A 26084-nucleotide genomic window follows, 5' to 3' on the forward strand; every position below is an offset into this window, starting at 1 on the left:
TCGCCATCTTCTGCAAGGCAAATTTCGCGTTCCGGATACACGAACGAGCCTCTGCATGATATGGGATCAGACGATGACCGAGTGACGAATGGGGCGGTTAACAGGTCCAGTTGGCAAGGCACCAGTCCCACACGGCGTTCACTGCCTTTCGTGGTGATGGCGGCCGTTTTCGGGCCAGATAGTAATCCGCTTCTGGTTCAAAGCTGGCCGGACAGATTTCGACCAGACGGCCTGTCATGAGATCGGCCTGAACAAAGGCCCGGCAGGCAATGGCCACGCCCTGCCCCGCCAAAGCAGCATCCAGTGCATGGGTGGTCTGGTTGAATATCGCGCCGGGCAGCTTTCCGCTCGAGCCAAAGAATTTCGGCCAATGGCCATGTGAGTCATGCAACAATGGCAGCTTTTTTAATTGCTCTGTCACCATCGGCAATGTTGCCTTGCCGATCAGATGCGGACTGGCGACTGCAACGAGTTCCTGTCGGAACAACAGATGCGCTTCGATGGCTCCGGGAAAGGGGGCCCGTGTCAAGCGCACAACAATATCCACCTGATCCCGATCGAAGTCGGATACGGCTTCTGTTGCAATGGTTCGAAGCTCCACCCCCGGCAGGGCGGCATTGAGGGCGGGGAGCTGCGGAATCAATATCTTTGTCGCGAAGGTCGGTGTCACGCTGATTGTTACAGCATCAGGCAATGTCACAAGCTGCGCAGTCGCGTTGCCAAGTGTGTCAAACGCGCGCGTGACTTCGGAAAGATACGCAGCACCCTGCGGGGTCAGTGCCACCCCTCTGGGCAAGCGCTGGAACAAGGCGATGCCCACATGCTCTTCCAGAAGCCGGACCTGCTGGGCAACGGCTCCTTGCGTAACACCAAGTTCCTCTGATGCGGCCCGAAAGTTCATATGCCGTCCGGCAACTTCAAAGGCGCGCAACGCATTCAACGGGGGGAGAGAGCGGCGAGACACGTTCCTATCGATCCTGTAGTTTTTCTACAGGCTATCAGCTTTCCTTCTAGCGCGAAATAGCTAATTTTATTTGCTATTGTGCGCTGATTGAATAGAAGGAAGCGAAAATGACTGAAGAAAAAGTAGCCCTCGTCATGGCAGGCGGTTCCGGCATGGGCGCTGCTGCGGCGCGCAAACTTTCCGCCGATGGATACAAAGTCGCGATCCTCTCTTCCTCTGGCAAGGGGGAGGCTCTGGCAACGGAACTCGGCGGTGTCGGCGTGACCGGCTCCAATCTTGAGCATGATGACGTCAAGCGTCTGGTTGATCTTGCGATGGAGAAATGGGGCCGCATCGACGCATTGGTGAACTCGGCCGGTCACGGCCCTCGCGCACCGATTCTCGAAATCAGCGATGACGACTGGCACAAAGGAATGGAGGTCTATTTCCTCAGCGCCGTGCGCCCGATCAGGCTCGTCACGCCGATCATGGAGGCACAGGGCCGGGGCGCGATCGTCAATATATCAACCGCCTGGGCCATACAGCCGACCGCCATGTTTCCGACATCGACGGCGTTCCGGGCGAGCCTTGGTGCCTTCACCAAAATCTACTCCGATGACTATGCCTCAAAGGGCATTCGCATCAACAATGTCATGCCGGGTTGGATCGACAGCCTGCCCGAAGTCGATGAGCGTCGAGACAGCGTGCCGATGGAACGGTACGGCAAGTCCAGCGAAATCGCCGCAACCATCGCCTTTTTGCTGTCCGAAGAAGCCGGATACATCACTGGCCAAAGCATCCGGGTTGATGGCGGTGTGATCCGCTCCATCTGATTGCCTTTCTATCCTCGCCCATGTTGCCGCCTCGCCCTCGCTGGAGGCGGGTAGCTGTCACCTTTTCCTGAAAGGCCACGCCATGTTCCGTGCCTATGCTGCGCTTGTTGCTCTCGGCCTCATCTGGGGGTCTAATTTCATCTACATGAAATGGGCGACAGACCTCATTTCCCCCATGCAGACGGTGTTCTTGCGGGTGCTTTTCGGCTTTCTGCCGCTCGCGGTGATCGCGGTGCAGGCCAGGGTGATCCGCCGCGACCAATTACGTCACCTGCCGCACTTTCTCGCCATGTCGGTGTTCGCCACCAGTTTCTACTATTACGGCTTTGTGGCCGGAACCGCTCTTCTGCCGAGCAGTGTGGCGGGACTTCTCAGCGGTGCCATTCCGATCTTCACTTTTCTCAGCGCGGCCATTTTCTTGCGTGACGAGCGCCCCACCCGGCAGATGGCTGTTGGCGTCACGCTCGGGTTTGTTGGTATCGTGCTGAGCGCGAAGCCGTGGAACGGAGCCGATGGGGTCAATTCCCTTGGCGTCTTGTGGATGCTGGCGGGAACCTCGAGCCTCGGCGCATCCTTCGTCTATGCCCGCCGCTTTCTGTCACCGCATAAACTTCCGCCTTTGGCTCTTGCGACCTGGCAAACCGGGCTTGCCGTGCTGACACTTGCGCTGCTGACCGACTTTGGCGGGATCTCCGCCATTGCGACGGACAGCACTGCCATGTGGGGGACGATTATCGGTCTGGGAGCGCTGGGAACCGGCGGAGCTTTCCTCATCTACTACTTCATCATCGACAGGCTCGGGCCGGTTCGCGCCGCAGGGGCCACCTACATTGCACCCGTGGTCGCGGTCATCATTGGCGCTGCCATCGGAGAAGACGTAACCAGCACCGAAATCCTCGCGCTGGCCCTGATTCTCGGAGGCGTGGTGCTGATCCAGACCGGCAAGCGCCAGCCCCTTCCCGCACTTCCGGCGAAAATCAAATGAGGGCTCCGCGCGGGGCTGGACAGGACATCATCATTTGAGAACGGTCATCCCGGCGCGGGATTAGCAGATGCGGGCCAAAGCAACCATTCATGGACGAACACAAGCTGCGAGGTCGCCTCCCCACTCCGGTCATTCGAACGAAGCACAGCATTTTCAGTGCCAATATCCCCTCAACATGACCAACCAATCTGACTGAATAAATCAGCCGTTACCCGAGCGCTTTAGAATGGCGCGCCATTGGAACGATCGTTCCGAACTCTCTACAATTCGTCATCGTCGTCGAGATTGTTCGCAAGGGTGCTGGTTTTCTCTCGTTTGGCCTGCCTCGCGACCATAACACCCATGGCGGCCATGAGCGGCAGCCAGTCCGGATCTGCAATCGAAAGAATGAAATTGTCGAACACGACATTATCGAGAGTGAAATTGAGTTTCCTTGCAATCGTGCCAATCTGTTCCCCGCCGAGCTTGACCTGATAGTTTGAACCGGCCATTGCGTTCATGCGGATCAGTTCCAGCTTTCCAAAACTGGTCTGCCCCGAGAAAGCGGTGTGGTGAAGCACAAGCCTTCTTTTCAGGCGGCAGAATATGGTCTTGCCCTGATACACATCATATGTCGTGAAAATGTGGAACAGGCGTTTTGTGAGGACGATAAGTTCTTCGCCGCTCTTCGCATCGGAGATATGAAATGTTTTGCAGGGGATCTGCGATGACACCCTCAATCTGGGAATCATATCCACATCGAGCAGATGAAAATCCTGACCGGTCCATTTGAATTCTTCATTGAACAGATAGATTGCATCGTCCCTGTTCAGTCCGATTTCCGAGGTGTCGGCCGTACCAGTCTTCAGATAGGTCTGTATCCGCTCCGCCAGCGCATCCATAAGGCACGCAGTGTTGAAGCTGTAGCGGATCATGCCTTCAAGGCTGTCGGGCTTCTTGACTGGCTCCAATCGCCACTCGTTTTTCGCATCGGGTTTTATAAAGCCGGTTATGTTCCCCAGATTGATACTGATGAAAAGGCCGAATAAATCCCGTATGAAAACATATTCGCCATCAGGATTGGGTCCCAATATAATGACCTTGCCCTTGATTGACTGGACCCGCCCCATCCATGGGGACCCCCACGCCGTTGGCATATCTCCGAAAGCATCGAAAATCTGTCTCAGGGTGAGCTTCCGCGTGTTTATGACAAGTTTCGCGCCATCATTGAACTGGTTGTAGAAATCCGGATTGCAGAACTGGAATGCAACCACAGAAAAAATGAACAGAATTGTACCAATCGTGATCGGGCCGGAGCGAATATCATCCTCCCCGACGTTAAATCCCTCAATCATGTATTTGACTGAAAGAACCAGCAAACCAATTGCCAGAAGGAGCAGCAGTAGTCTGGCGGTTAGAATTATGAAACGTTGCATTGAAAATGTCCAAAAAGAGCGGCGAAAGGAATGTTGGCTCGCTAGCAAAGAACCAAGCGTTTTGGTTCTATTCCCTTGGACGCGGGAAATCTCTCCGGAAGATCACCTAGTTTCATCCGCACTCTGAAGCGGGTCACAATGACTATGCCCCATGAGTCCGGCGCCGAAAGGCAAGTGGGATTGGCCTTGGCAGGTCGGGAGCGGTGTCGAAGGTCAGTGACTGAAACACTTCACACCGCAGGGCAACAACTCCTTCAAGTGCAATGGGAAACATCTCTCCAGCACAATGCGCCCCATCGTTAAAAATACCATGGGTAATGGAACGTGCGACATTTTGTATGCTTAAAAAGCGACAAATTTTGGAATAAATCGAGACCGGTTGCAATTCGTCTGATTTTCAATAACTTCCTCAAAAAAAACAAGAATCAGGCCGTTTACATAAACTGGGAATGCGCTTTCAGTTCCGCACTTACAAGATCGGGGGCTCCTTTCGTGGCAACGCCCAAGCAATATCATTTTATTTCCGGGTTGCCCCGCTCAGGCTCCACCTTGCTTTCAGCCCTTTTGCGACAAAATCCTCGAATTCATGCAGACATGACCACGCCGGTCTCCCGGCTTATGTCCAGCATGCGCGACCAGATGTGTGAGCCGCGAGAGAATGCCAGACTGATTTCAGACGCACAGCGTCGTCGCCTGCTTCTCAGTATTATGGATAGTTTCTATTCCTCCGATGACTATCCGCAGGAGATCATCTTCGACACCAGTCGCCAATGGTGCGCGATGATGCCGCTGCTCAATGAGTTTTATCCGCAGTCAAAAATTATCGCCTGCGTGCGGGACGTCGGCTGGATTGTCGATAGCATCGAACGGATCGCAGGCCGCTCCACCGTGACAACCTCGGGCATTTTCAATTTCAAGGCCGAGGGTACGGTTTATGATCGGGTGGACTCATTGGCCAAAGGGTCCGGCATGGTCGGCTATGCCTACAACGCCGTCAAGGAGGCTTTTTTCGGCTCCGAGCCGGGACAGCTCATGCTGTTGCGCTATGAAACGCTGACAAGCGATCCGCAAAAAACGATGCATGCGGTTTATGATTTCATTGGCGAGCCCTTTTTCGAGCACGACTTTGAAAATGCCGGCTTTGATGCGGTCTCCTTCGATCAGGCGCTTGGCACGCCGGGGCTTCATCACGTGCGCAAGAAGGTTGAAGCCATCCCACGCCAGACGGTCTTGCCACCGGACGCGTTTCATCGTTTCGACAATGACGCCTTCTGGAACGATCCAAAATTCAATCCCAATAACGTGCCGATCATTTAGCTTGCTATCAGACCACGCACTGTCCTTTCCCGCTCAATTTGTTCCCTCAGAGATTTGTCATGTTTCCCCGTTTCTTTCGCCGCTCACTTCAAGACGCCAAATGTCGGCGCCGGGTGACATCTCGATTGCTTGCATCCACCGCCATTTGTGCCTCTGTTCTTTTCGTTGTGGCAGGAAGCGATGTCGCGCTGGCGGTGTCTCCAGCTTACACAGTGACGAAAAGCACCGATGATGGGACGGGCACCACAAGCGGAACATTGAGCTGGGCCATTTTGCAGGCCACAAGCGATGGCGACGTCATTGATATCGATACGAGTGTCACCTCGATCACGATAACGGGTTCCCTGCCAAGTGCATCGGCAAATATTTCGATTACGACTAACCATGCGGTAGAAGTCATAGGGGCAGCTCTCAACGGGTCCGGCTCGACATCCCTGACCCTTAACGGGTCATCGTCTGCTGCCGCCCTGGAAGCCACCCTGTCTGGCACCATACATGGCGATGACGCGACGAGCGATGGGGGAAGTGGATCCACTGCTCTTTCCGGGGCGGGATTCATCCTCGACAGCGGTTCCGATATCACCGGAGGCGCTGCGAGGGATGGGGCCTCGCGCGGTTACTCCTATAATTCAGGGGCCAATGGCCAGGATGGCGGAGCCGGTGGCAATGGCATCAGCGCGAATGCTTTCTCCATTGAGAGTTCAGGACACATCACTGGTGGAAATGGCGGAGCTGGCGGGACTGGTGCGGGCGGTTATTATAGCGGCAGAGCCGGTGGGATTGGTGGTGCCGGGGGAGCCGGTGTCTCTGGCACTTCTTTCTCCCTTGTAACAAGTGGCTCCGTCACTGGAGGCAGTGGCGGCGATGGCGGAAATGGCGGGAGATCGGCTGTTTTTAGTGGCGGAAATGGTAAGATAGGCGGTGCCGGAGGAGCCGGTGTCTCTGGCACTTCCTTCTCTTTGACCAACGGCGGAACGCTTGTTGGAGGCAGTGGCGGCGACGGCGGCGATGGCGGGAGATCAGGCTCAGGTAAGGGCGGAAATGGTGGGTTAGGTGGTGCAGGAGGAGACGGTGTCTCTGGCACTTCCTTCTCTTTGACCAACGGCGGAACGCTTGTTGGAGGCAGTGGCGGCGACGGCGGGAGCGGTGGAAATTCCGGTACTTATTGGGGTGGCTGTGATGCAGGCGATGGTAGCGTTGGTGGAACCGGAGGGGCCGGTGTCAGTGGCTCTGCCTTTTCTCTCATCAATAGCGGCAGCATCACCGGTGGCAACGGCGGGGCTGGCGGGAATGGCGGTTATGCAAGCCTTAACACGACCCGTCAAATCGGCGGGAGTGGTGCAAATGGTGCTTCCGGCGGTGCCGGGGTCAGCGGATATTCCTTCTCTCTTACCAACAGCGGCACCATCACCGGCGGCAACGGTGGGGCTGGTGGCAGCGCGGGCGGAAGTGCGTCTGGCAATGCTGCAAGCGACGGCACAGATGGTGCCGGAGGCGTTGGTGTCACAGGATACGATATCACCCTTGTCAACAGCGGAACGATTTCTGGCGGCTTGTCCGCAGATGGTGTGACGCGGGCCAACGCAATTGAATTCACTTCTGGCACCAACTCTCTGGAACTTCAGTCCGGGTATGTTATCAATGGCAATGTGGTCGCAGACGGAAGCACGGACACGCTGATCCTCGGGGGGAGCGATGACGCAAGCTTCGATCTTGATGAGATTGGCTCGCAATATACCGGTTTTGAAGCCTATGCCAAAACAGGCAGCTCGACCTGGAGCTTGACAGGTACGGCAGGAGAAGCCATGGGAACCTTCTCCATTTCAGGCGGTACCCTGGCGGTCAATACGGTCTTTGACAGTGCCATTTCCGTTCTGGATGGTGGCACGCTTGGCGGGTCGGGCACGGTTTCCGATGTGACTTTATATTCAGGCTCGACCATCGCGCCGGGCAATTCCATCGGCACCCTGACGGTGGATGGCGATCTGACCTTTGTCTCTGGCTCCACCTATGAGGTTGAGGTCGATGATGAAGGCAATTCGGACAAGCTGACCTCCACCGGAACGGTGACCATAAAGGACGGTGCGACGCTGAGCATTCTGGCCGAGAATGGCACCGATGACGGATCAACCTATGCCCTCAACACCGACTATTCGATCCTTTCAGCCTCCAGCCTCAGCGGAACATTCAGCACAATCGAGGAAGATTTCGCCTATCTTGATGCCACCGTGTCCTACAGCTCGGATGAGGCGGTCCTGACCCTGACGCGAGACCTTGGTTCATCTTTCGCCGATTTCGCAGACACAACCAACCAGAAAAATGTCGCCAATGTCATCGAAGGATTTGGCGCTTCAGGCAGTCTTTATAATGCAATCGTCGTGCTGCCGGACGGGGAACCGGCTGATGCCTTTAACCAGTTGACCGGCGAGCAATATGCGACCTTGCAGACAATCATGACCCTTGATAGTGCCATCGACCGCAATGCAGCCAACCAGCGCCTGCGCTCTTCCATGGGCGGCATCGGCGGGTCTGGCGATCAGGTGTCTGTCGGGTTTCACAATGAAGAGGAGCTGCCGTCCTCGCTCTCCCCAACACCGCAGATATGGGCACAGGCCTTTGGCAACTGGAGCAAAATTGGTTCTACGGTGAACACAGCCAGTGTCACGAGCCAGAGCAAGGGATTTCTTGTGGGCATGGATGCCGAGATGTGGAGCGACTGGCGCACTGGGGCCTTTGCGGGCTATTCCCAGACATCAAGCAAGGCCGATAGCATCAATTCCACCGCCGATATCGATAATATCCACGCAGGCCTTTATGCGGGCACGCAATGGGACGCGTTCGACAGGATGATTGATCTCAATCTTGGCGTCAGTGGCGTCTGGCATCACATTGACAGTGAGCGCGATGTTGCCTTTGCCGGTTTTTCCGATCATCTGACCTCTGACCATAACGCAGCAACCACCCAGGCATTTGCCGAGATTGGGTATATTTATGAGCTTTACGAGGCCCGATTACAGCCTTTTCTGGGCGCGGCCATCATCAGCCAGTGGTCTGATGATTTCACCGAACAGGGAGGGGAAGCCGCGCTGAGCGCCGCATCCGCTACAACGGTTCTGGGCATGACCACCCTCGGTGCGCGAGGTGATCTGAAGCTGGGCCAGTTTGGTGATATCTCTGCCTCTTTAACCGGATCTGCTGGCTGGCAACACGCCATAGGCGATGTTGAGCGCACCACAAAGATGCGCTTTGCTTCCGGCGGAGATCGCTTTTCGATTACGGGAACGCCTCTTGATCGCGACACCGCTTTTCTCGAGGCTGGCGTTTCCTTTCAGCAGGGCGAAGATCTGTCGCTAAGTGTTTCCTATCAGGGCAGTTTCTCAGCAAATGCCAGCGAGCAAGGCCTGCGCGCAGGGCTTAAATATCAATTTTGAGGATCGCTTCAAGCGTTCAGGAGCCCTCTGACAGGAGGCTTGGCATAAACGGGGCAGTCAGCGCAGAACACGTTCATGAAAATCAAAGATCGCTAAATCCCACTAGCTGCCGTTCACCAGCAAGCAAATGTCGCAAGATTGCTTCTCCATTGCCGACATTCCCTTTGCGAGCAGCATTTTGAGCGCCGCGGTGGCTGGAGAGAGGACGAACGGGGCCTTGATGTGCTATTGAAGCGAAGAAGCCTGAAGCTGGGGCAGCACTGATGCTAATTGAAAATGTGAAGAGTTGGGCGCGTCAGATAAAGCGCGACATTATCGCTCTTTGGTTTGCGGCGCGACATCCAAACACGCCTTTAGGAGCAAAGCTCGTTGCAGCTGCCATCGCAGCTTATGCTCTCAGCCCTATCGATCTTATTCCTGATTTCATTCCAATAATCGGATATTTGGATGATTTGCTGATTGTTCCGGCAGGCGTTTTTATTGCTGTCCGCTTAATTCCACCAGTGTTGATGGATGAACTTCGAATGATTGCTTCAGAACGAACAACTAGGCCAACCAGCCTTTTGGGAGCTGTCGGCGTGGTCATTCTGTGGATATTGGCTGCAATGCTTGTCGCCCACAATTTCGGAGTGATCTAGGGGCCCCGAAGCTGTCTGGTGCGGCGCATCACCAATCAAAAACGGGCATGAAGCCCACATTTTGAAATCGCGACCCAATGGTGGCATTTGTCTGCGAGACTGTTCTTCTTGCCATTTTGCCCATTCCTGTCATTCGACTAAGGCGCAGCATTGGCCGTCGCTAATTCACGTTGTTCATGACGGATCCTTCCCTTTGGACCGAGGGACGCCGAGGAAAAGGAAATGCACCCCTCGCGATTGATCACGAGGGGAAAGTTTTGGATTATGCGGTGAGGGATTTCACGAACCCATCGACTTCTTCGGTCAGATGGCGTGCTTCTACGAGGAGGGCGGTGGCGGTTTTTTTCACCTCGGTTGCCACTTGCGTTGATTGTTCCGCAGCTTTGGAGACGCCTTCGATGTTGTTCGAAACAGAGACCACCCCGTCAACTGCTGAACGGACCCCTTGAGCGATCACGTGGGTTGCATCGGCCTGTTCGGAAATACTTGCTGAGATGTGAGCAACAATATCGTCCAACGAGCGGTTCATCTGGGCGATGGCATCGATTGCGTCCGCGCTTTGGATCGTTGCGCTTTGGATATCAGAAATTTGTGAACTGATTTCGGTGGTCGCCTTGGCGGTTTGATTGGCGAGATTCTTAACTTCGCTTGCCACGACGGCAAATCCTTTGCCGGTATCTCCGGCTCGAGCAGCTTCAATGGTTGCATTGAGCGCAAGAAGGTTTGTCTGGTCGGCGATTTCCTGAATCAGAATAACAATATCACCAATTTTGTTGGCTGCTTCCGTCAGCGCCTGAATTTGCGTGATGGTACTGTCTGCCGCTGACACCGCTTCTTTTGCTTTCACTGCGGAAAGCTCGATTTGTCGGCTGATTTCATCTATCGACTGATTGAGGCTATCGCTCGCATCTGCGACCGAGCGCACCGATATGGTTGTCTCTTCGGAAGCGAGGGTGACCGCGCTGGCCTGTACGCTTGTTTCTTCAGAACTGCCACTTACGACTACGGCTGCATCTTCCATGGCTTGTGCGCGTTGGGTCAGTGACAATGAAATACCGCCAATGGTGTCGCGGAAACGCTCAGCGAGCATTGCAGCATCTCGTGCCTTCATTGCATGCGCTTCTTCATCCCGTTTCTTCTGATCAACTTCCAGTCGGGCTTTTTCCTGCGCACTTTCTTTGAAGACCATCAAAGCTGATGCCACAGCTCCGATTTCATCACGACGTGTGCTACCGCTGATGGAGACGTCCAGATTACCTGATGCCAGTTGTTGCATTTCAACCACTGATTTGTGAATGGCTCTGGAAATGCTCGAGCCGAGATAGATGGCCAGAAGAAGAGCCGCCAATGCAAAGGCTGCGGCGATGGAGGACAGTTTCCAAAGTTTTGCTTTGAAGCCTGCAATGCGGATTTGCAGCATGTCATCCAGTTGCGTAACTGTATTTTTCCAGAGGCTGTCGGTTGCTTTTGAGAACGCTACGCGAGCCGCCGCCTGTTTCTGAATTTCATCTTTGGGGATGCCATCGCTATAGTCGAGGCTGTTATTCGCAATTTCCAGATAGGTGCTCGCGGATTTTTCCAACGACAGAGCTAAGCCGTCCAGAGAAGATTTGCGATCATAAGTCCCCTGATGCTCGTAGAGCGTTTCCAGCGAGGCGCGTGTCTCTTTTACGGTTTCATCCAGAGCGCCCAGCGTGGCGGCGAGTTTGCGCCTGTTTTTTTCACTATAGTCTGCAGCAAGATCTTTGCTATCGCTATCCAAGTCATAGCCCAGGCTCATGAGCGTCGGGAGTTTCACAACAATGACGTCCATCGCATAATAGCTGTCCAGATCTGGATCGAGAATGAGGTTTGACTCGTTGCCGACACGCGTGATGAAATCAACTATCGTTGCAACTGTATCACCACTATTTTCATTTGCCTTGATAACACGTGCCAACGCTTGTGCTTGAGGGGCGGCGTTCATTTGCTCGCCATAGAGCTTTGTAGCATCGCTCAGTGCTGCAAGGCTGGATTGAGCGTCCGCATCAAAGTGATTTGTAATTTCTACCAAAAGAGGCCAAACACTCTTGAGATACTGATCCCCATCCAACTCTTTACTTGCGAAGGCAATTTCCTTGTTGCTCTGGTTCACAAACATGTAGGCGAGCATCAGGGTCGGGATGAGGAGTAGTGTTACAATAGCCGCAATTTTATAGGACATCTTCATAGCAATACTCTGGAAGCTGGTTTTCTTGTTTCAGTTTCCACTCATTTCATTGTTGGATTAACGGAGACCTAACCGGCGAGTTCGCTATAGGGTGTCCTTAATTGTCTATAATTTATGCAAATGATTATAATGTAGGTATGTAACTTGATACAAAACTAGAGTTTCAGGATTCGGGATTGCGCAAAGCTCGAAATTATTGAATGTAGTTGCCTAAAATTGCTCTCATTTTAGGCAGATGTGTGAAAAATTTTATTGTTTTGGACAAAAAGTCCTGTGAATTTTTGGAGTGGTAAAATGTCGCGCATATGCTGACCTGCCATATTTATCAACAACTTGTGGCGGCGTGGGCAAGGCACGCTTTTGAAGACAGTAGATCGTAGACATGAGGGAATCTGCTGGGCTTGCATAGGGATTGGGGCAGGACAAGGCAGCATTCTGCCCTGTTTGCCAGAAGCGGTCCATGTAGGGCTGAAATTTGGGCTCAGCAGCAAATGTCCGCTTTGTCCGCATTCACACAGCATGAAGAGCCTCTATTACATCTGGTCGAAGGAATATCTTGAAGCGGGCGAGAAGCCCTTGTGGTCGATCCAGCTCGTACAGCCACAACACGAGGCCATACCTCGATGCCTTCGCTTCAGGCATTCCATCAGGATTTTGCACATTCTTTGGCATCGATTGTTCTAAACCGGGATATATTGTCGTAGCTTGCAATTTATCCGACGGTCTTGAGCAAGTCTTACAAATTTGTAAGAAGTCGAAGAAGTAATCTATCAGCATCGCCCTTTAGGTAAGCGGCAATGGGACATATGAAAATCGGACCGCATCATGCCCCTTGCTGCAATTGGTCCAGCCTTTGCCTGATACAAGACGGGAGAGCAAGTTGAACAATCACAATTCCGAAACTATCGCCCAATCTGATTGGGCTTCCTATACAAGGAAAGTAGTACCGATTGTCCTTACCTTGGCTCTCTTTGTGCTCGGTGTTTACGCCCTTTACCATTTGCTCAAACCGGTGAAGGCCGCTGATGTCTTGGCCCAGATACGCCTGACGCCTTGGGCAACATTACTCGCAGCCTTTGCAGCAACTGCTACGGGATATATCGCGCTGATCGGTTATGACTGGTCGGCACTGCGATCTCTGAGGAAAGTGGTCCCTGCCAAGGCGATCGCCATCGGCGGCTTTCTTGGCTACAGTTTTGGCAACACGATCGGGGTGAGCGTCATTTCCGGTGGAGCTGTGCGTTATCGGATTTATTCGGCTTTTGGCTTGAGTTTATTCGAGATTGCCAGCGTCTCGACCTTCGCTGCATTGGCCTTTGGTTTTGGCATAACCGTGATTGGTCTCGCCGCGCTGGCAATCCATCCTCACGCTCTGGTGAACATTCTGCCAATAGCTCCGGAAAGTCTGAGGATTTGGGCCGGAGTTACCGCTGTTGTCGTGATGCTTGCTTTGCTGCTGATGTCGTTAAGCGGAAAAAGCTTGCGCATCGGGAAATTCGAACTCGCCGCTCCGTCACCGGGCGTTCTTTTCTCCCAACTTGCCTTTACCTTGGTCGACACAAGCATGGCAGCGCTGACACTCTATGTGCTGCTCCCAAGCGCTCGTCCCGATTTTCTGACCTTCCTGCCCGTCTTTGCGGCCGCTACAATGGCCGGTGTTCTCAGTCATGTACCCGGTGGTGTGGGAGTCTTTGAAACCGTTATCATCGCAGCCCTGCCGCCAGGCGCTCCTCTTGATCAGGTTGCTGCGGCTCTTCTGCTTTATCGGCTGATCTACTATCTCGTCCCATTCGCCCTTGCACTCGTATTCGTTGCCGTCAACGAAGCACGCCTGGCCGGTGGCTTTATAACCCGGTTGTTCGGTGATGTGTCTGAACCAATTCAACCTGTCTTGAAAGCGGCTAGCGGTGTGGCTCCAACCCTGATAGGTCTTACAACCTTCGGCATTGGTGTCTATCTGGTGCTTATTGCGCTCATGCCTTCAGTGCGTCCTGATGAACTGGATGCAGACGACTTGTTTGCGGCGGTTCTATTGGAAGGCGGCGCTCTCCTTTCTGCGGTCCTAGGTGCATTATTTATCATCCTCAGCCAAGGCCTCGTGCGCCGGATATCAGGTGCATACTGGCTTTCACTCGTTGCACTGCTGGTGGCGTCTGGTGCCGCTTTGATGAACAAGTTCGATTTGGAAAGCGTGCTCCTGTTGCTGACAACCGCAGTGGTCCTCTGGCCATTCCGAAGCCTATTCAACAGATCCGCCAAATTGACACGAAGCGTGCTCAGCCCAGGCTGGTTCGCGCTCGCGGGAGGGATTGCAGTCAGCGCGGCGGCGTTCTTCTTCTTCATGCATGAGGCAACGCCCTATAGTGCCAATCTTTGGACGGAATTCTCAAGCATTGCCAATACCTCGCGTGCGTTGCGTGCCGGATTGGCAGGGTCTTCGGTCTTCCTGTTTGCAACAGTTTGGCTTGCTATTCAGCCCGCTACAATTCATACGAGGATGCCTGACAAGTCAGCCCTTCAAAAAGCGCAGGCTATCATTGACCGCCAAAATGATCCCAAGGCCTGCCTGGCCTTTACCGGCGACAAGGAGCTGTTCTTCAATGACAGTGAAGACGCTTTCCTCATGTATGTGGTGCAAGGCAACAAATGGATCGCCTACTCGGATCCAATTGGCCCCAAGGATGCCATAGAACCGCTGGTCTGGTCATTTTGGGAGGAGGCTTATGACAATGCCGCCCATCCGATCATGTTCGAAGTGAGTGAGGTCTATCTTCCACTCTGGATCGAAATGGGATTTTCGCTCCACAAGATTGGTGAAGAGGCAGTGATTAAGGTTCGCGATTTCGCTCTCACAGGCAAAAAGTTCAAATCCATGCGAGCCGCACACAACAAAGCGCTCAAGGATGGGTTTGAATTGTCCATCCATGACGCACCGCACGATCCGGTTTTCATGGACCAGTTGAAGTCAATTTCAGACGCATGGATGGCTGACAAGCTGGGAGGCGAAAAGGGCTTCTCGCTTGGACGGTTTGACCCCGACTATTTGCAACATTTTTCCATTGCCACGATCAAACTGGGTGACGAAATTCTGGCCTTTGCCAACATTCTTCGTCCGGGAGACGGTTCTCGCGTGTCGATTGATCTGATGCGCTACCCACCGGAACATGCAAGTGGCTTGATGGAATTTCTTTTTATTGAATTGATAGAACACTCCCGTGATACCGGTGCGGAGGAATTCAGTCTCAGTCTTGCTCCTCTTTCAGGGATCGAGGTTCGCAAGGGTGCCCGGCTTTGGAGCCGGTTTGGGGCCACCATGTATCGGCATGGGCGATCCTTCTACAATTTCGAAGGGTTGCGCGCTTTCAAACAGAAGTTTCAGCCTGAATGGCAGCCCCGCTTTGTAGCCGTTCCACCAGGGGTTTCACCCATTTCAGCGCTGAAAGATGTTACCCTTGTCATTTCAGGGGGAGCGGGAAAGCTGCTCTGGAAGTAACCGGGCAACGGTCCGAGACGTTTTTGGCCCCGTCTTTTTCGAGGATGGGGCCTTTTTCGTGCAGAATAACCATCCTGACCTTACTGGCTGTCTGCCGCACCGCAGGTCGTCATGCTCGCTCAAAAAGAAGCCGCCACCGGATGGATATCCGGCGATGACAGGTCTGCGGGGGCGAGATCTCTGATGTCTCCGGTCAAAGCGGCCTTTCAGGGCATCTTTTGGTGCATCGAGGCTTGAGCGCAGACCGTTCGGGCGGAAAGCTTCCTTGTCCCTGCGTCCACGATCTTTTATTTGCGGATGGAAGTAGATATTCGAGATGACTTGAAATGCGATTTATTCGCCTTGACCGGTTCGGTGGGAACTTGATCTTCGTTGCGTTCGGTCCGATAGGCTACACTCATTTTTGCGAAATATTTCCTACCAACAAGACGACGCTACACTTCAAAGCCGGGGCGATCATGGAGAAAATTTTTCAACTCATCGAGGAATAACGGAATACTAGGATTTCTGTTCTTCTTGTCCCAGATAAGTTCCACGTTGAAACGACAATCCTTTTCGATGACATCAATGATACGAGTATTTTTACCGAGCAACACCTTTTGGTGCTTAGGCATAACAACAACAGCCTGTTCATTAAGCTCTAGCTGAAAACAGCAGGTCGACAAATTAGGGCAAATGATATCGGGACCAAACTGCACCCCGTAATGCTCCAGAAAATAGAGATTGCAATCGCCAGCCAATGGGGCCGCATTTTTATCGATGCCAATATACGGCCAATTAGAGACTTCGCTGATTGACACTTCAGACTTTGCCGCCAACGGGTGGTTCTTGTGGACTGCGAGGCAAAGAGGGTCTTTGAAAAGCAAGAAATGCTGAAAATACTTGTCTCGCATTTGGCGATCAGGACGGACAAGAAAAGCGATATCACATTCGCCTCGATCGAGTGTACCGGGAATGGAATCCAGATCTGTGTCAAAACATCTGATTTCCATCGCCTCATTCTGTTTTTGAAAGTCGATGAGAAAATCTGAGAAAAATTCTCGTGTTGCAGCCCCCAAAAACATGATGGTCAGAAACTTCTGACTCTTGCCCAGGGAATCGCGAATGATATGAAATGTTTCTTCGTACTCGGCGATTATTTTCTCAGCACGTTCCGCCAAGAGAATGCCAGAAGCCGTCAGTTCAACCTTTTGGGTGCTACGATTAAGGAGCTTGGTATCGAATTGCTCTTCAAGGAATTTAAGGTGGCGACTAAGAACAGGTTGCGCCATACCTAGCTGTTCGGCTGCCTTGCTGAAATTGAGCATCCTGGACAAGACCAGATATTCTCGTAGTAAACGGATTTCCATATTTCCTCCCATTCCGGGCCGTATTCATTGCACATTCTACAGTCTCGTGAAATGCCTCAAGCGTTGATTTTTGTATTTTGCAAAAATAAACGCATTAGCCGCGGAGTACCGATCGAATTGCGCGCTCGGGTCGTCTCGACTTTGTTCTCATTTTTTGGGGGTGGGAGGGGGCCCGTTCTGGGGGGAGTTATACTCTCAGCAAATAAAATTATTATCTAAAAAGAATTATGCCGCTTGTTTTCTCAATTGTATTATTTCCAAACAAAATAGGTTGGGGAGAAGGTGAAAAACTACAAATTTTCAATCAGATCTGTTTGCGCGAAACCTGTTCCAGGATTCCTCGTACATGTGTCTGTCTGAAAGCCCTTGAGTACGATGACAAACGGCTCATGAAGTTAATATGTAAAAACTGTCTCAAGCTCGGTCGAAGCAGATCAACATCAGGTTTGCTGGACGCTGCATACAGTTTTGTCGGCACCATCTCATAGTCACACTCAATAACCGTTTAACTGAAGCATCAGGGTCGCTTGCCCTGAACAGGCAGCATTTATCCAAATTGCGGCAAGGGAATTATTGTGCGCCATTTTCTTCCTTGCTGAATCTTCAATTAACGGCGCGACGCAAGGGAGGCTCGGATAATGACCGAGGACACAATAAGCCTAACAGGACAAGATAAAGCGATTCAGTCCGTTTCCAAATTCAGCAGACAGCACTGGCTTGCCATTGCGTTCCAAGCAATGCTTTTCTGGCTTGGAGCTGGCCTTGCAACACACGGGCTCAATGTTGTTTTGCCAACATTGTCTCAAAAATATGGCATTGATTATGCGCAACTTCTGCTTTGGGCAACCCCTGCTTCATGGGCTGGCATTGCTGCTGGATATATTTGCGCGAAAACAGCGGAAAAATGGGGGGCAAAGTCGACGGTTTTGGTTTGCCTGTTTTTCTCTGCGGTGTCCTATGGCTTACTCGGGTGGGCAAGCTCGATTGCTCTGTTTGTTATCTTCTTCTCTGGAGTATCCTTCTTCGCAACGGGCTGCGCCTATATTGCGGGACCGGCGATTATCGCGAACTGGTTCCCTATGAAGAAGGACATCGCTTTTGGCTGGACGACTGTTGGTCAAAACCTGTCCTCTGCATTTTTTGTTCCTGTCCTTGTGTTTTTCCTTGCATATTTCGGAGACACCTACGGCTTCCTTGGTATGTCCGGACTGGTCATGCTTCTGTTTGTGTTCTTTGGCCTATTCTCGAAAAGCACTCCTGAAGAAGCGGGTTGCTATCCAGACAACGACCCTAATTGGAAGACCCATATTCCCAGTTCTGACACCGCCGTGGAAGATCAGATCAATCTGAACCTAACCACGGCAGGATTGCTTAAGAGCAAGGATATCTGGCTGCTCGGCATAGGCGCCGGAGGAGTATATATTGTACTGGTTGGTGTCATCAGCCAGCTTATTCCGCGTATGATGGGTATGGGCTACGATCTGCAAACCGCGATTTGGTATATGAGCCTTTCCGCTCTGATTGGCACTATCGGCGCGCCATTCTGGGGCTGGCTTGGTCAGAAAATCGGCACCAGATATGCTCTTGCATTCTACGAGTTGTGGTGGATTGCAGCCATCGTCGTCAACTTGCTTTCTGGGGATAGCGTCATTCTGCTGTGGGTCTCATTGCTTCTGATCGGCCTATCTCTTGGTGGGGCCACAAACCTAACGACCTCTATCGTTGCCGGTAAATATAGACGCAAGGCCTTCGCTCCGGCCTTTGGTATCGTGTCCCCAATCCAATCTATTGTAAGATGCTTCTCTTTCTCCATTCTGGCTTTTGGATTGAACTATCTTGGCGGGTTCGCCGGCGCATGGTCGCTTCTCGCCGGTATCGGCGTTTTGACAGCAATCTGTTATTTGCTTGTTGATCCAACTCCGGTCGACTAACCCAAATGATGTAAACCGCGAGGCAGAAAACCTTGCGGTTTATTTTCATCCAGACAAATCCAGTTTCTTAAATTAAGCATCTCACCGCACCTCTGAATTCGGTCTTTGTTGTGCAAAGGATTTCTCATGCTTGAACAAAATCCAAAATCCACCAGTTATGCTGACGGAAACAATCAGCTCTCCCTGAACAGATCCAGTGATTTAAGGAGCAACTTTGGTCGACGTGGTTGGACGATGATTCTCTTTTCCGGGCTTTTATTCTGGATCAATACCGGCGTTTCAGTCGATGGCTTAAATGTCATTCTTGGAGCATTATCATCGACCTATCATCTCGATTACAACAGTATGCTTGCTTGGGCGACACCGGCCAGCCTATTCTCCATTCCGGCAGCTCCCATTTTTGCTTGGATAACACATAGATATGGAGCAAAAGTCTCAATACTGATCGGCTTGGCAGTCACCGCCGTTTGTTTCGGTTTTATGGGAATGTGGGGCTCCATGACCGGCTTTTTTGTCTTATTTTCAGCCGTTTGTTTTTGTGCCACAGGCTATGCCCATATCGGCGGCAACACGATGATTGCCAACTGGTTCCCACGCAAGAAGGGGCTAGCCCTTGGCTGGTCGACCATGGGACAGAATTTCTCAACCGCATTGTTTGTTCCTCTCATGGCATGGCTGCTGGTAACGTTCGGAACTCAAAATGCATTTTGGGGAATTTCTGCCATGGTTGTTTTGCTGATGCTATTGATTGGATTTTTAGCACGCAACACACCGGAAGAAGCAAATGTGGCGCCTGACAATGATCCCATGACTTTAGAGCAAATTGCAGAAAGTGCGCGTCAGCATCATAGTTATGTCTGTCCATTTTCTACCAAGCAAATGCTTGCCATGAAAGATGTGTGGCTTATCGGATTGGCTTATGGCGCATTGTATATGGTGACTGTAGGGCTTGTTAGCCAACTTGTGCCGCGCTTGATGGCTATTGGTTATGATATGAGTACCGCGATTTCCTATCTTACGATCGCCGCTCTTATCGGTGTTTTCGGATCATATGCTTGGGGGTGGCTAGACCAGAAAATTGGCACACGTAAAGCATCTCTCGTCTATTCTTTCTGGTACATCATAGCGCTCTCGCTAAATATATTCGAGCTAAATGAGATCACGCTCTGGTTTTCCGTTTTCATGATTGGCTTTGGCATTGGCGGTTGCGGAAACCTTGCGACATCGATCGTTGCAACCAAATTCAATCGTGGGGCTTTTATCAAAGCATGGGGGATCATCAATCCAATCCAGTCCGTTGTTCGTTCTTTTGCTTTTGCGGTTCTGGCTCTTGGCTTGACCGTGCTTGGAGGGTATGCCGGAGCATACAGCATTTACATCGTGATCAATCTGATCGCCGCTGCGATGATCTGGACGCTCGATGAAAATAAAATTGGTTGAGTAAAGTAGTCTTCTTAAATATTGACATGAAAAAGGCGGGGTCACCACGGCAACCTCGCCTTTCAAGTTAGAGGACTAAACGGAATGCTTTATCTTATTTTATTTCGTCTTCTTCCTGGCCACCATCAAGGCGAGGACGAACAACCTTGCCTTTTTTCTCAGCAGCCATCACAAGTTTCGCTTCTTCCTGAGCGTCCTGCCAGAAGTTGACAGTGTGTGGAGAGTGCTCAGTTGCAGTAACAAACATTTCGGTAGAGAAGGCATTGCGCAGTTCGTTTGCGATGTCTTCTTTCCATGGCTTGCGCAATTGCTGCACGGTCATGCGGCGGGTAACGCGTGTGCCTGTATGCATGATAAGTTCAGCAATTTCCCAAGCGCGTTTGTAAGCTGCTTCAGTATCTGTGCAAATCTCGTTGACCATGCCCAACTGTAGCGCTTTGCGTGCTGTGATGATTTCACCAGTCAGTTCTGCATATGCGTAACGTTTACGGCCCATCAGTTCGCGCCAAGCGATCTGGATGCCATCACCAGGAACCATGTTTACACGGAAGTGCATTTCGGTTGTCCATGCATCTTCTGTGCAGAGCGTGATGTCGTTGAAAAGAACAAGATCGGTATGGAATGCCGCACCATTCCAAACGCCAATCGTTGGAACTTGTAGATCGAAAACCTGACCTTCGATGTCTTTGGTGCCATCGGTATACTGGTATTCGTACATTTTCCAGGATTCTTCAGGTTCTGAACCGAATTCCTTTGCGAATACCCATTCGCCATTGTCATCGATATGTCCGATACCTTCGAACAATTTTTCGCCGGTACCACCCAGAATGATGACTTCGTTTTCAGGGTCACGACCAGCCCAGTCGAAGAAATAGTGCAGACCCTGATGCAGAGGAGCACCCCACTGGATTGGGCCACCTTTTGTATGCATACGAGCTTCAAGAATGCCGTTCTTGCGTTTTAGCTGGAAGCAGTGTTTGAGCTTTTCTGCATATTCTTCCAAGGGCATGTGCGGAATGGTTCCCAGTTCTTCATGGGAAAAAGATTTGCGTTTGTCATGATCTGACGGATAATTTGCTTTAATGACCATGGAAGTTTATCCTCCTAATGCATTTTGATAGGAAGTCAAATCTATTTCTGTTGTAAGAATAAACGAAATATACTTGACCTAAGTTATGAAGATCAATTTCTAAGCTTCGATCTTGCAATGAACGCTAATAAAATCGGAGGCGTTGGCGAAATACTTTTTGGACTTTTCTTTTATTCCAAGGCGTAATAAATCTGTTGCTGCATGATGGTGTAGTGCCTTGCAATTGTCATTGGGGCACGAGGCGCGCCAGGCATAGTCAGAGAAGCAAATTGAGGCTCGGAGAGTTTGGAACAGCTTCTTAAACACAGCTTAGCCCATTAGGGTGCGTTACCCGATGTTACCCGATTTAATTGGGTCGCATGTCCGAGGGAACTCTCGTGCCGATAATTTGGATTGCTACTAAGTTATCAAAATTCTGGATTCCCCTTGAGCCGTAGAGCAACAGAAGTGTCAGGGGTTGCCAAAACAAACGTATTTATCCGATTTGAGAATAAAATTTTTCGATTGTACTGGCATCAAAGCTGCGAGGAAAAACTCATAAAGATTCCCAAACCTCTGACGATCTCTCGTCTGCCAATGAGCTTGTGCAGATGGTTCGGGACATAAAAGGCAACAGACCAGCCGCCACAGACTCGCTGTCTCAAATTCTTGCGGATACTCATGCCCGGCTTCTTCATGCTCAAGATGTATGTATATCCCTACATCAAGCCAAATAGCAGCCAAACTTTTCACAACAACATCAATGATTTAGAAGAAGGAATGGTGCCCGGAGGCGGATGTCATTTTCAGAGCTTTAACTTATTGAAATTTCGATATAAAAATTTTGCAACTGAAAATTTCATGCCTGTGGATGGCACCGTTTTGGGCACTAGACCTTAGGCTAGGTTAGGCTCGCTTCCAGCTCAACCTGAAAATTTCGGCTCAACTTCTTCCGAACGATGAATTCGGAATGCGAACGTCTTTCTCCATTCTATCCGATAGCCCGAGATAGGAACAAATCACATTTTTCTTGCATCATCCCGTTCGGAGTGTTTTTAGCCACATCAACACTCCTATGGCACCGTTCGTCCCGTTCGGGTCTTTTTCGTGTATTTTTAACTGAGTTGTGCTAAATTCGTCCCGAAAGGGATGATCATGGCCAACATAGATAGTACTCAAGATCTTGGAGCGCTCATTCGGGACGAGCGCAAACGGCAGACGCTGACACAGGAGCAACTGGCAGCCCTATCGGGGGTCGGCGTACGCTTTGTGCGTGAGTTGGAACATGGCAAGGAAAGCTGTCGGGTGGGACTGGCGCTCACAGTCATGCAGACCCTTGGCCTTACCGTGGAAGTCAACAACCGGGAGGATGACGCATGAGCCGCACTCTTGATGTCTATTTGCGCGAGAGTTTGGCGGGCTCCCTAATCCAGATGGATGATGGGCAACTATGCTTCTTCTATGATCCTGACTACCTGTCTTCCAACGGGGCCGCTCTTTCAGTCTCAATGCCCCGACAAGAGGCCCCCTACCCTGATGCAGTGGCCCGGCCTTTCTTTTCTGGATTGCTGCCGGATGAGCGCGCGCGCAAAAGGCTGGCTGCCGCCCTTGGTGTCTCTCAGCAAAATGCCTTTGGGCTACTGGAAATCATCGGTGGTGAATGCGCTGGTGCCCTCTCACTGTTGCCACAGGGATCGGGACTTCCGGACTTCAGGTCTCAGGATGTTGAGCCACTGGACGAGAAGCGCCTGAGCCAGATCCTTGATCTGTTGCGGGATCGACCTTTGCTCGGTGGAGAGGAAGGTGTGCGCCTATCCCTCGCCGGTGCACAGGACAAGCTGGCGGTGTGCGTGACGGACGGTCAAATCTCGCTTCCCAAAGCCGGCAAGCCGACAACCCATATCCTCAAGCCCTTTATTGAAGGGCTTGATGGCACGGTTGAGAATGAACTCTTCTGCATGCGTCTTGCAAACAGAGTCGGGCTTCAGGCTCCGCATGTCATCAAGTCCTCAGCAGGAAACACCGACTTCATTCTGGTGGAACGCTATGACCGCGTTCAGGAAGACGATGGCTCCATTGCCAAGCTGCATCAGGAAGACTTCTGTCAGGCTCTCAGCGTGCCGCCCGAGATTAAATATGAAGAAGAAGGCGGACCAGGGATCGCACAGTCTGCAGACTTGATCCAGAAACACACGCGTCGCCCTGCAGCTGACAGGCTCGCCTTCCAGCGGATGGTGATGTTTCATTATATGGTCGGCAACGCAGATGCCCATGCCAAGAATTTCTCTTTGCTCTATCACGCCAGCACACCGGATCTGGCCCCCCTCTATGACGTGGTCTGCACTGCGGCCTATCCGCGTCTCACCAAGAAGCTGGCCATGCAGATCGGCGGCCGGGGTCTTGCTGACACGATCACACTTGAACAATGGTACGCGCTTGCTGCTCCAACCAAGGCCGCCCAAAGAGTACTCCGCTCCGAGCTGGCCACAATGGCCAGCAGGATCGAAGAAGAAGCCGATGCTCTGCTCGATGACTTGCAAGCCGAAAACCTGTTTCACCCGATCCTGAAGACCATCAGGACAATCATTGGCACGCGCGTTAATCTCGTGAGAGACCAACTCGAGAAGGCATGACGATGGCTCCGGCGATTGCCGGAGCCTTTGCGATGTCATTCGCCACGGTGCCCATTGGGACGAGACCAGATCAGGATGTAGCTTTCGCCGTCTTCGTCATCGAAGAGGTTGGCGTAGATCGGAGCTGTGAAGCTGGGATCATCCAGTTTGAGGCCAAGATAGTCACGACCTTCGCTGGATCGTTTGGACCAGGCAGCACCGATTTCTGCACGGCCGACAAGGACACGGTGGCTGGGAGCGTTTTCGCCAGTTGCGCGAATGTCGGGGATGATGCGGACGCCTTTTGCCTGGACGCTGAGAGTGACGATTTCGCCGGTATATTCGTTGGTGCCGTTCTTCTTGAAGGTGCCGATGGTAGCCATTTTAAATCTCCATTTTGTTTCCGATCCCGCACCATGCGGTCTCGATGGCGATCAAAAGGCCGAAGACGATTGCCGCCGCATCCTTGCGACCGAAGCACAGCGGAGGATGGAAAGGAGTGGCTTTGTTGTTTCGCGAGGAATGTCGGCTCGCCGACAGGGGAAGAAAGCCACTCCGAACCATTGCGGCCTAGGCAATCGAGGCGACAGCCGATCTTCGTCCAGATCAGGCCAGATGAAGAGACCGTTTGAGGCGATCGATAGGGAATGGGGCTTCGAGATAATGCGACGCAGGAACTCAACGAAGACGACCAAGAGGAAGACATTTTTTGGTGTTATCACATCAGCAAACGCGAAGCAGACGACACAACCTTAAACATGCACCGTCAACAATTGGGAGATCGGGAGCACTTCCCAAGGCGGTGGCTTCTCGGTCGCATCTGAGCGGAATGCTATATTGTTAGTGCATATTCCAGATCTTCGTGTTCAAAGGCCGGTATCATTCTGGCTATTTCCCCCTGTGGGGCATGCCGTCTTTGGGCATATTGTTTCCAGTTTTTGGTTACGGCGACACATTGACGAATAATGTCGTCTGTCGCGCTTTGAGTGCCAAAATACTCCGCAACGTCTCCCAGCAAACGCAACGACGCTGTGCTGTCTTCGAAATCAATACGCGTCTTTAAAATGCGTGGAGCGTCGGGTACAGGGTTGAGATCATAGCAAGGGCTGAGCGCCCATCCCCGGCGGCCTTGCCACAGAAAGCCATGATTGCGCAGATGGTCATCGGTATTACTGATCAGGATGCTGAATGCGATGCGCCGGAAAAGCTCTAGGCGGTCTTTCTTCGGATCAGCTCCATGGTCGGTGAGAGCATCGAGTATCTCAAGGTAACTGCCGTCTTCATCTCCATCGTTGTGTTCTGTCATTGCCATTGCGCTGATAAAGGGAATGCGCTGTCCTTCAACTCGATCAAATCTCCTTGTTATGAAAACGGGACCGTAATCGCTGGGAATAAGATCATAGTCGATAGTGGTGATACCAACATCTCTGGCAATGTCCAATGCAATCGCTTCCCAACGGGAGATCGAATAGACATCCGTCTCCTTAGGGAATTTAGCGATGGAGAGATTGTCATACTGATCAAGAACCGACGCTTTGGGCCGCGCACCGCCCAATGATGAACCGGGCGCAAAAATCAGAAGTAGGTCTTCATCTGTTTCATCACCACGCAAGATTCGCTGAGATGCCTGCAAAAGCTTACCCAGAGCAACGATAGTTGGTACTCCCTGCCCTCTTGGCGCCAGAAACTCCTCTTCACCCTCAAAGCGAAACCGTAGCGCGCCAAGCCTCGTTTCATCAAGGACTCCAAGAAGAAAGTCCGTTTCGTGCAAAGCACGCACCTGTCGCTTCTCCAGCTCTGCAGCACGACGCTCCTTCCGGCGCATGAGCTCACGCCCCCATGTGTCTGGAGCACTGTCACCAAGCGTTCCGAACATTTCCTTTCTTCCTGGAGGGGTGTGGATGCCTCTTGTCAGTGGCAAAGACGGATCGAACTGGAATGCTTCGGGCATTTCGAGCCATTTCTCATCATGTTCATAAGTAACGCGCTCTCGGCCCGCTCTCGCATGTCTGCGTAACAGCCCCACACGGCGCAGATTGCCATAGGCATCGAGAAAGACTTCGATGTTGCTCATGTCCGCCGTATCCTGCTCGGTAATTGCTCGTTCGAAAGCTCAGCATCAAGAGGATCTTCCAGGCTAAATTCGTCAAGAAGACCCAGAGCCTGCATAACCATAAGATAGGTGCTAATTCGAACGTTGGGATCACCGGCCTCAACTCGTTGCAAAGTTGGCCGCGAAGTTCTTGCCCGTTCAGCAACCAGATCCATTGGTAGTCGTCTCAAAAGCCTTGCTCGCTTGAGTTTGCCCCCAATAGTCCGAATTTGCCTTTTGGTCGCAGGAGATATCTTGGCTGGCTCCGCCATTTGTAAAGCCCTTTTTCCGTTACCTCAAATTATGTAACACAGACTTTACAAAACC

Annotated in this window: 17 protein-coding genes; 10 read left to right on the top strand and 7 right to left on the bottom strand. The window is 51.9% G+C overall.

The window, feature by feature from the left end; all coding sequences use genetic code 11:
• Positions 1–97 precede the first annotated feature (97 nt).
• Positions 98–964 carry a LysR substrate-binding domain-containing protein gene (locus ACHZB8_RS05760; protein ID WP_316859300.1) on the bottom strand — a complete coding sequence of 289 codons (867 nt, stop codon included), beginning with the start codon at positions 962–964 and terminating at the stop codon, positions 98–100.
• 107 nt (positions 965–1071) lie between these two features.
• Between ACHZB8_RS05760 and ACHZB8_RS05765 the strand changes: the two genes are divergently transcribed.
• Positions 1072–1776 carry an SDR family oxidoreductase gene (locus tag ACHZB8_RS05765; RefSeq protein ID WP_316859301.1) on the top strand — a complete coding sequence of 235 codons (705 nt, stop codon included), beginning with the start codon at positions 1072–1074 and terminating at the stop codon, positions 1774–1776.
• A gap of 82 nt (positions 1777–1858) precedes the next feature.
• Positions 1859–2761 (top strand): DMT family transporter, encoded by a 903-nt coding sequence (locus tag ACHZB8_RS05770; RefSeq protein WP_316859302.1) that lies wholly within the window; start codon positions 1859–1861, stop codon positions 2759–2761.
• 260 nt (positions 2762–3021) lie between these two features.
• Here ACHZB8_RS05770 and ACHZB8_RS05775 read toward each other — a convergent pair whose 3' ends face one another.
• Entirely contained in the window at positions 3022–4176 is a 1155-nt protein-coding gene (locus ACHZB8_RS05775) for a hypothetical protein (protein WP_316859303.1), read from the bottom strand.
• A 492-nt stretch (positions 4177–4668) separates the two neighbouring features.
• Here ACHZB8_RS05775 and ACHZB8_RS05780 point away from each other — a divergent pair, with 492 nt between their 5' ends.
• The 3 genes from ACHZB8_RS05780 to ACHZB8_RS05790 all read left to right on the top strand — a co-directional run bounded on the left by ACHZB8_RS05780 (position 4669) and on the right by ACHZB8_RS05790 (position 9562).
• Positions 4669–5493 carry a sulfotransferase gene (locus tag ACHZB8_RS05780; protein WP_316859304.1) on the top strand — a complete coding sequence of 275 codons (825 nt, stop codon included), beginning with the start codon at positions 4669–4671 and terminating at the stop codon, positions 5491–5493.
• Positions 5494–5618: 125 nt separating this feature from the next.
• Complete coding sequence (locus ACHZB8_RS05785; RefSeq protein WP_316859305.1) at positions 5619–8924, top strand: autotransporter domain-containing protein; 3306 nt, start codon at positions 5619–5621, stop codon at positions 8922–8924.
• A 260-nt stretch (positions 8925–9184) separates the two neighbouring features.
• A complete protein-coding gene (locus ACHZB8_RS05790; protein ID WP_394706125.1) occupies positions 9185–9562 on the top strand; it encodes a YkvA family protein in 378 nt (125 codons plus the stop codon).
• Positions 9563–9824: 262 nt separating this feature from the next.
• On the opposite strand, the gene ACHZB8_RS05795 is transcribed toward ACHZB8_RS05790, so the two are convergent.
• Positions 9825–11771, bottom strand: coding sequence for a HAMP domain-containing methyl-accepting chemotaxis protein (locus tag ACHZB8_RS05795; RefSeq protein ID WP_316859307.1), 1947 nt, complete (start codon positions 11769–11771; stop codon positions 9825–9827).
• A gap of 880 nt (positions 11772–12651) precedes the next feature.
• Between ACHZB8_RS05795 and mprF the strand changes: the two genes are divergently transcribed.
• Positions 12652–15264 carry a bifunctional lysylphosphatidylglycerol flippase/synthetase MprF gene (mprF, locus tag ACHZB8_RS05800; RefSeq protein ID WP_316859308.1) on the top strand — a complete coding sequence of 871 codons (2613 nt, stop codon included), beginning with the start codon at positions 12652–12654 and terminating at the stop codon, positions 15262–15264.
• A gap of 434 nt (positions 15265–15698) precedes the next feature.
• Here mprF and ACHZB8_RS05805 read toward each other — a convergent pair whose 3' ends face one another.
• A complete protein-coding gene (locus ACHZB8_RS05805; RefSeq protein WP_316859309.1) occupies positions 15699–16613 on the bottom strand; it encodes a LysR family transcriptional regulator in 915 nt (304 codons plus the stop codon).
• 638 nt (positions 16614–17251) lie between these two features.
• On the opposite strand from ACHZB8_RS05805, the gene ACHZB8_RS05810 reads away from it, so the two are divergent.
• Both ACHZB8_RS05810 and ACHZB8_RS05815 read left to right on the top strand, forming a co-directional pair.
• Positions 17252–18544, top strand: coding sequence for an MFS transporter (locus tag ACHZB8_RS05810; protein ID WP_316859310.1), 1293 nt, complete (start codon positions 17252–17254; stop codon positions 18542–18544).
• A gap of 126 nt (positions 18545–18670) precedes the next feature.
• Positions 18671–19984, top strand: coding sequence for an MFS transporter (locus ACHZB8_RS05815; protein WP_316859312.1), 1314 nt, complete (start codon positions 18671–18673; stop codon positions 19982–19984).
• 94 nt (positions 19985–20078) lie between these two features.
• Here ACHZB8_RS05815 and ACHZB8_RS05820 read toward each other — a convergent pair whose 3' ends face one another.
• On the bottom strand, positions 20079–21074 hold the full coding sequence (locus ACHZB8_RS05820; RefSeq protein WP_316859313.1) for an enoyl-CoA hydratase/isomerase family protein: 996 nt from the start codon (positions 21072–21074) through the stop codon (positions 20079–20081).
• 1134 nt (positions 21075–22208) lie between these two features.
• Here ACHZB8_RS05820 and ACHZB8_RS05825 point away from each other — a divergent pair.
• Positions 22209–22433 carry a helix-turn-helix domain-containing protein gene (locus ACHZB8_RS05825; protein WP_316859314.1) on the top strand — a complete coding sequence of 75 codons (225 nt, stop codon included), beginning with the start codon at positions 22209–22211 and terminating at the stop codon, positions 22431–22433.
• On the top strand, positions 22430–23686 hold the full coding sequence (locus ACHZB8_RS05830; protein ID WP_316859316.1) for a type II toxin-antitoxin system HipA family toxin: 1257 nt from the start codon (positions 22430–22432) through the stop codon (positions 23684–23686). The genes ACHZB8_RS05825 and ACHZB8_RS05830 overlap by 4 nt, the downstream gene beginning before the upstream one ends.
• 35 nt (positions 23687–23721) lie before the next feature.
• Here ACHZB8_RS05830 and ACHZB8_RS05835 read toward each other — a convergent pair whose 3' ends face one another.
• Together ACHZB8_RS05835 and ACHZB8_RS05840 are read right to left on the bottom strand one after the other, a co-directional pair.
• The gene (locus tag ACHZB8_RS05835; RefSeq protein WP_119306975.1) at positions 23722–24048 is read right to left on the bottom strand and encodes a DUF736 domain-containing protein; all 327 of its coding nucleotides are present in this window, start codon (positions 24046–24048) and stop codon (positions 23722–23724) included.
• Positions 24049–24497: 449 nt separating this feature from the next.
• A complete protein-coding gene (locus tag ACHZB8_RS05840) occupies positions 24498–25739 on the bottom strand; it encodes a HipA domain-containing protein (protein ID WP_316859318.1) in 1242 nt (413 codons plus the stop codon).
• Positions 25740–26084: the final 345 nt, after the last annotated feature.

It is taken from the genome of uncultured Cohaesibacter sp. (assembly GCF_963556055.3).
GTDB lineage: Bacteria > Pseudomonadota > Alphaproteobacteria > Rhizobiales > Cohaesibacteraceae > Cohaesibacter.

Bases quoted from the DNA above. Each gene is read 5' to 3' on its own strand.
- ACHZB8_RS05815 (WP_316859312.1), top strand. From the start codon at position 18,671: ATGCTTGAACAAAATCCAAAATCCACCAGTTATGCTGACGGAAACAAT.
- ACHZB8_RS05765 (WP_316859301.1), top strand. From the start codon at position 1,072: ATGACTGAAGAAAAAGTAGCCCTCGTCATGGCAGGCGGTTCCGGCATG.
- ACHZB8_RS05805 (WP_316859309.1), bottom strand. From the start codon at position 16,613: ATGGAAATCCGTTTACTACGAGAATATCTGGTCTTGTCCAGGATGCTC.
- ACHZB8_RS05770 (WP_316859302.1), top strand. From the start codon at position 1,859: ATGTTCCGTGCCTATGCTGCGCTTGTTGCTCTCGGCCTCATCTGGGGG.
- ACHZB8_RS05840 (WP_316859318.1), bottom strand. From the start codon at position 25,739: ATGAGCAACATCGAAGTCTTTCTCGATGCCTATGGCAATCTGCGCCGT.
- ACHZB8_RS05830 (WP_316859316.1), top strand. From the start codon at position 22,430: ATGAGCCGCACTCTTGATGTCTATTTGCGCGAGAGTTTGGCGGGCTCC.
- ACHZB8_RS05820 (WP_316859313.1), bottom strand. From the start codon at position 21,074: ATGGTCATTAAAGCAAATTATCCGTCAGATCATGACAAACGCAAATCT.
- ACHZB8_RS05835 (WP_119306975.1), bottom strand. From the start codon at position 24,048: ATGGCTACCATCGGCACCTTCAAGAAGAACGGCACCAACGAATATACC.
- ACHZB8_RS05810 (WP_316859310.1), top strand. From the start codon at position 17,252: ATGACCGAGGACACAATAAGCCTAACAGGACAAGATAAAGCGATTCAG.
- ACHZB8_RS05795 (WP_316859307.1), bottom strand. From the start codon at position 11,771: ATGAAGATGTCCTATAAAATTGCGGCTATTGTAACACTACTCCTCATC.
- ACHZB8_RS05775 (WP_316859303.1), bottom strand. From the start codon at position 4,176: ATGCAACGTTTCATAATTCTAACCGCCAGACTACTGCTGCTCCTTCTG.
- ACHZB8_RS05825 (WP_316859314.1), top strand. From the start codon at position 22,209: ATGGCCAACATAGATAGTACTCAAGATCTTGGAGCGCTCATTCGGGAC.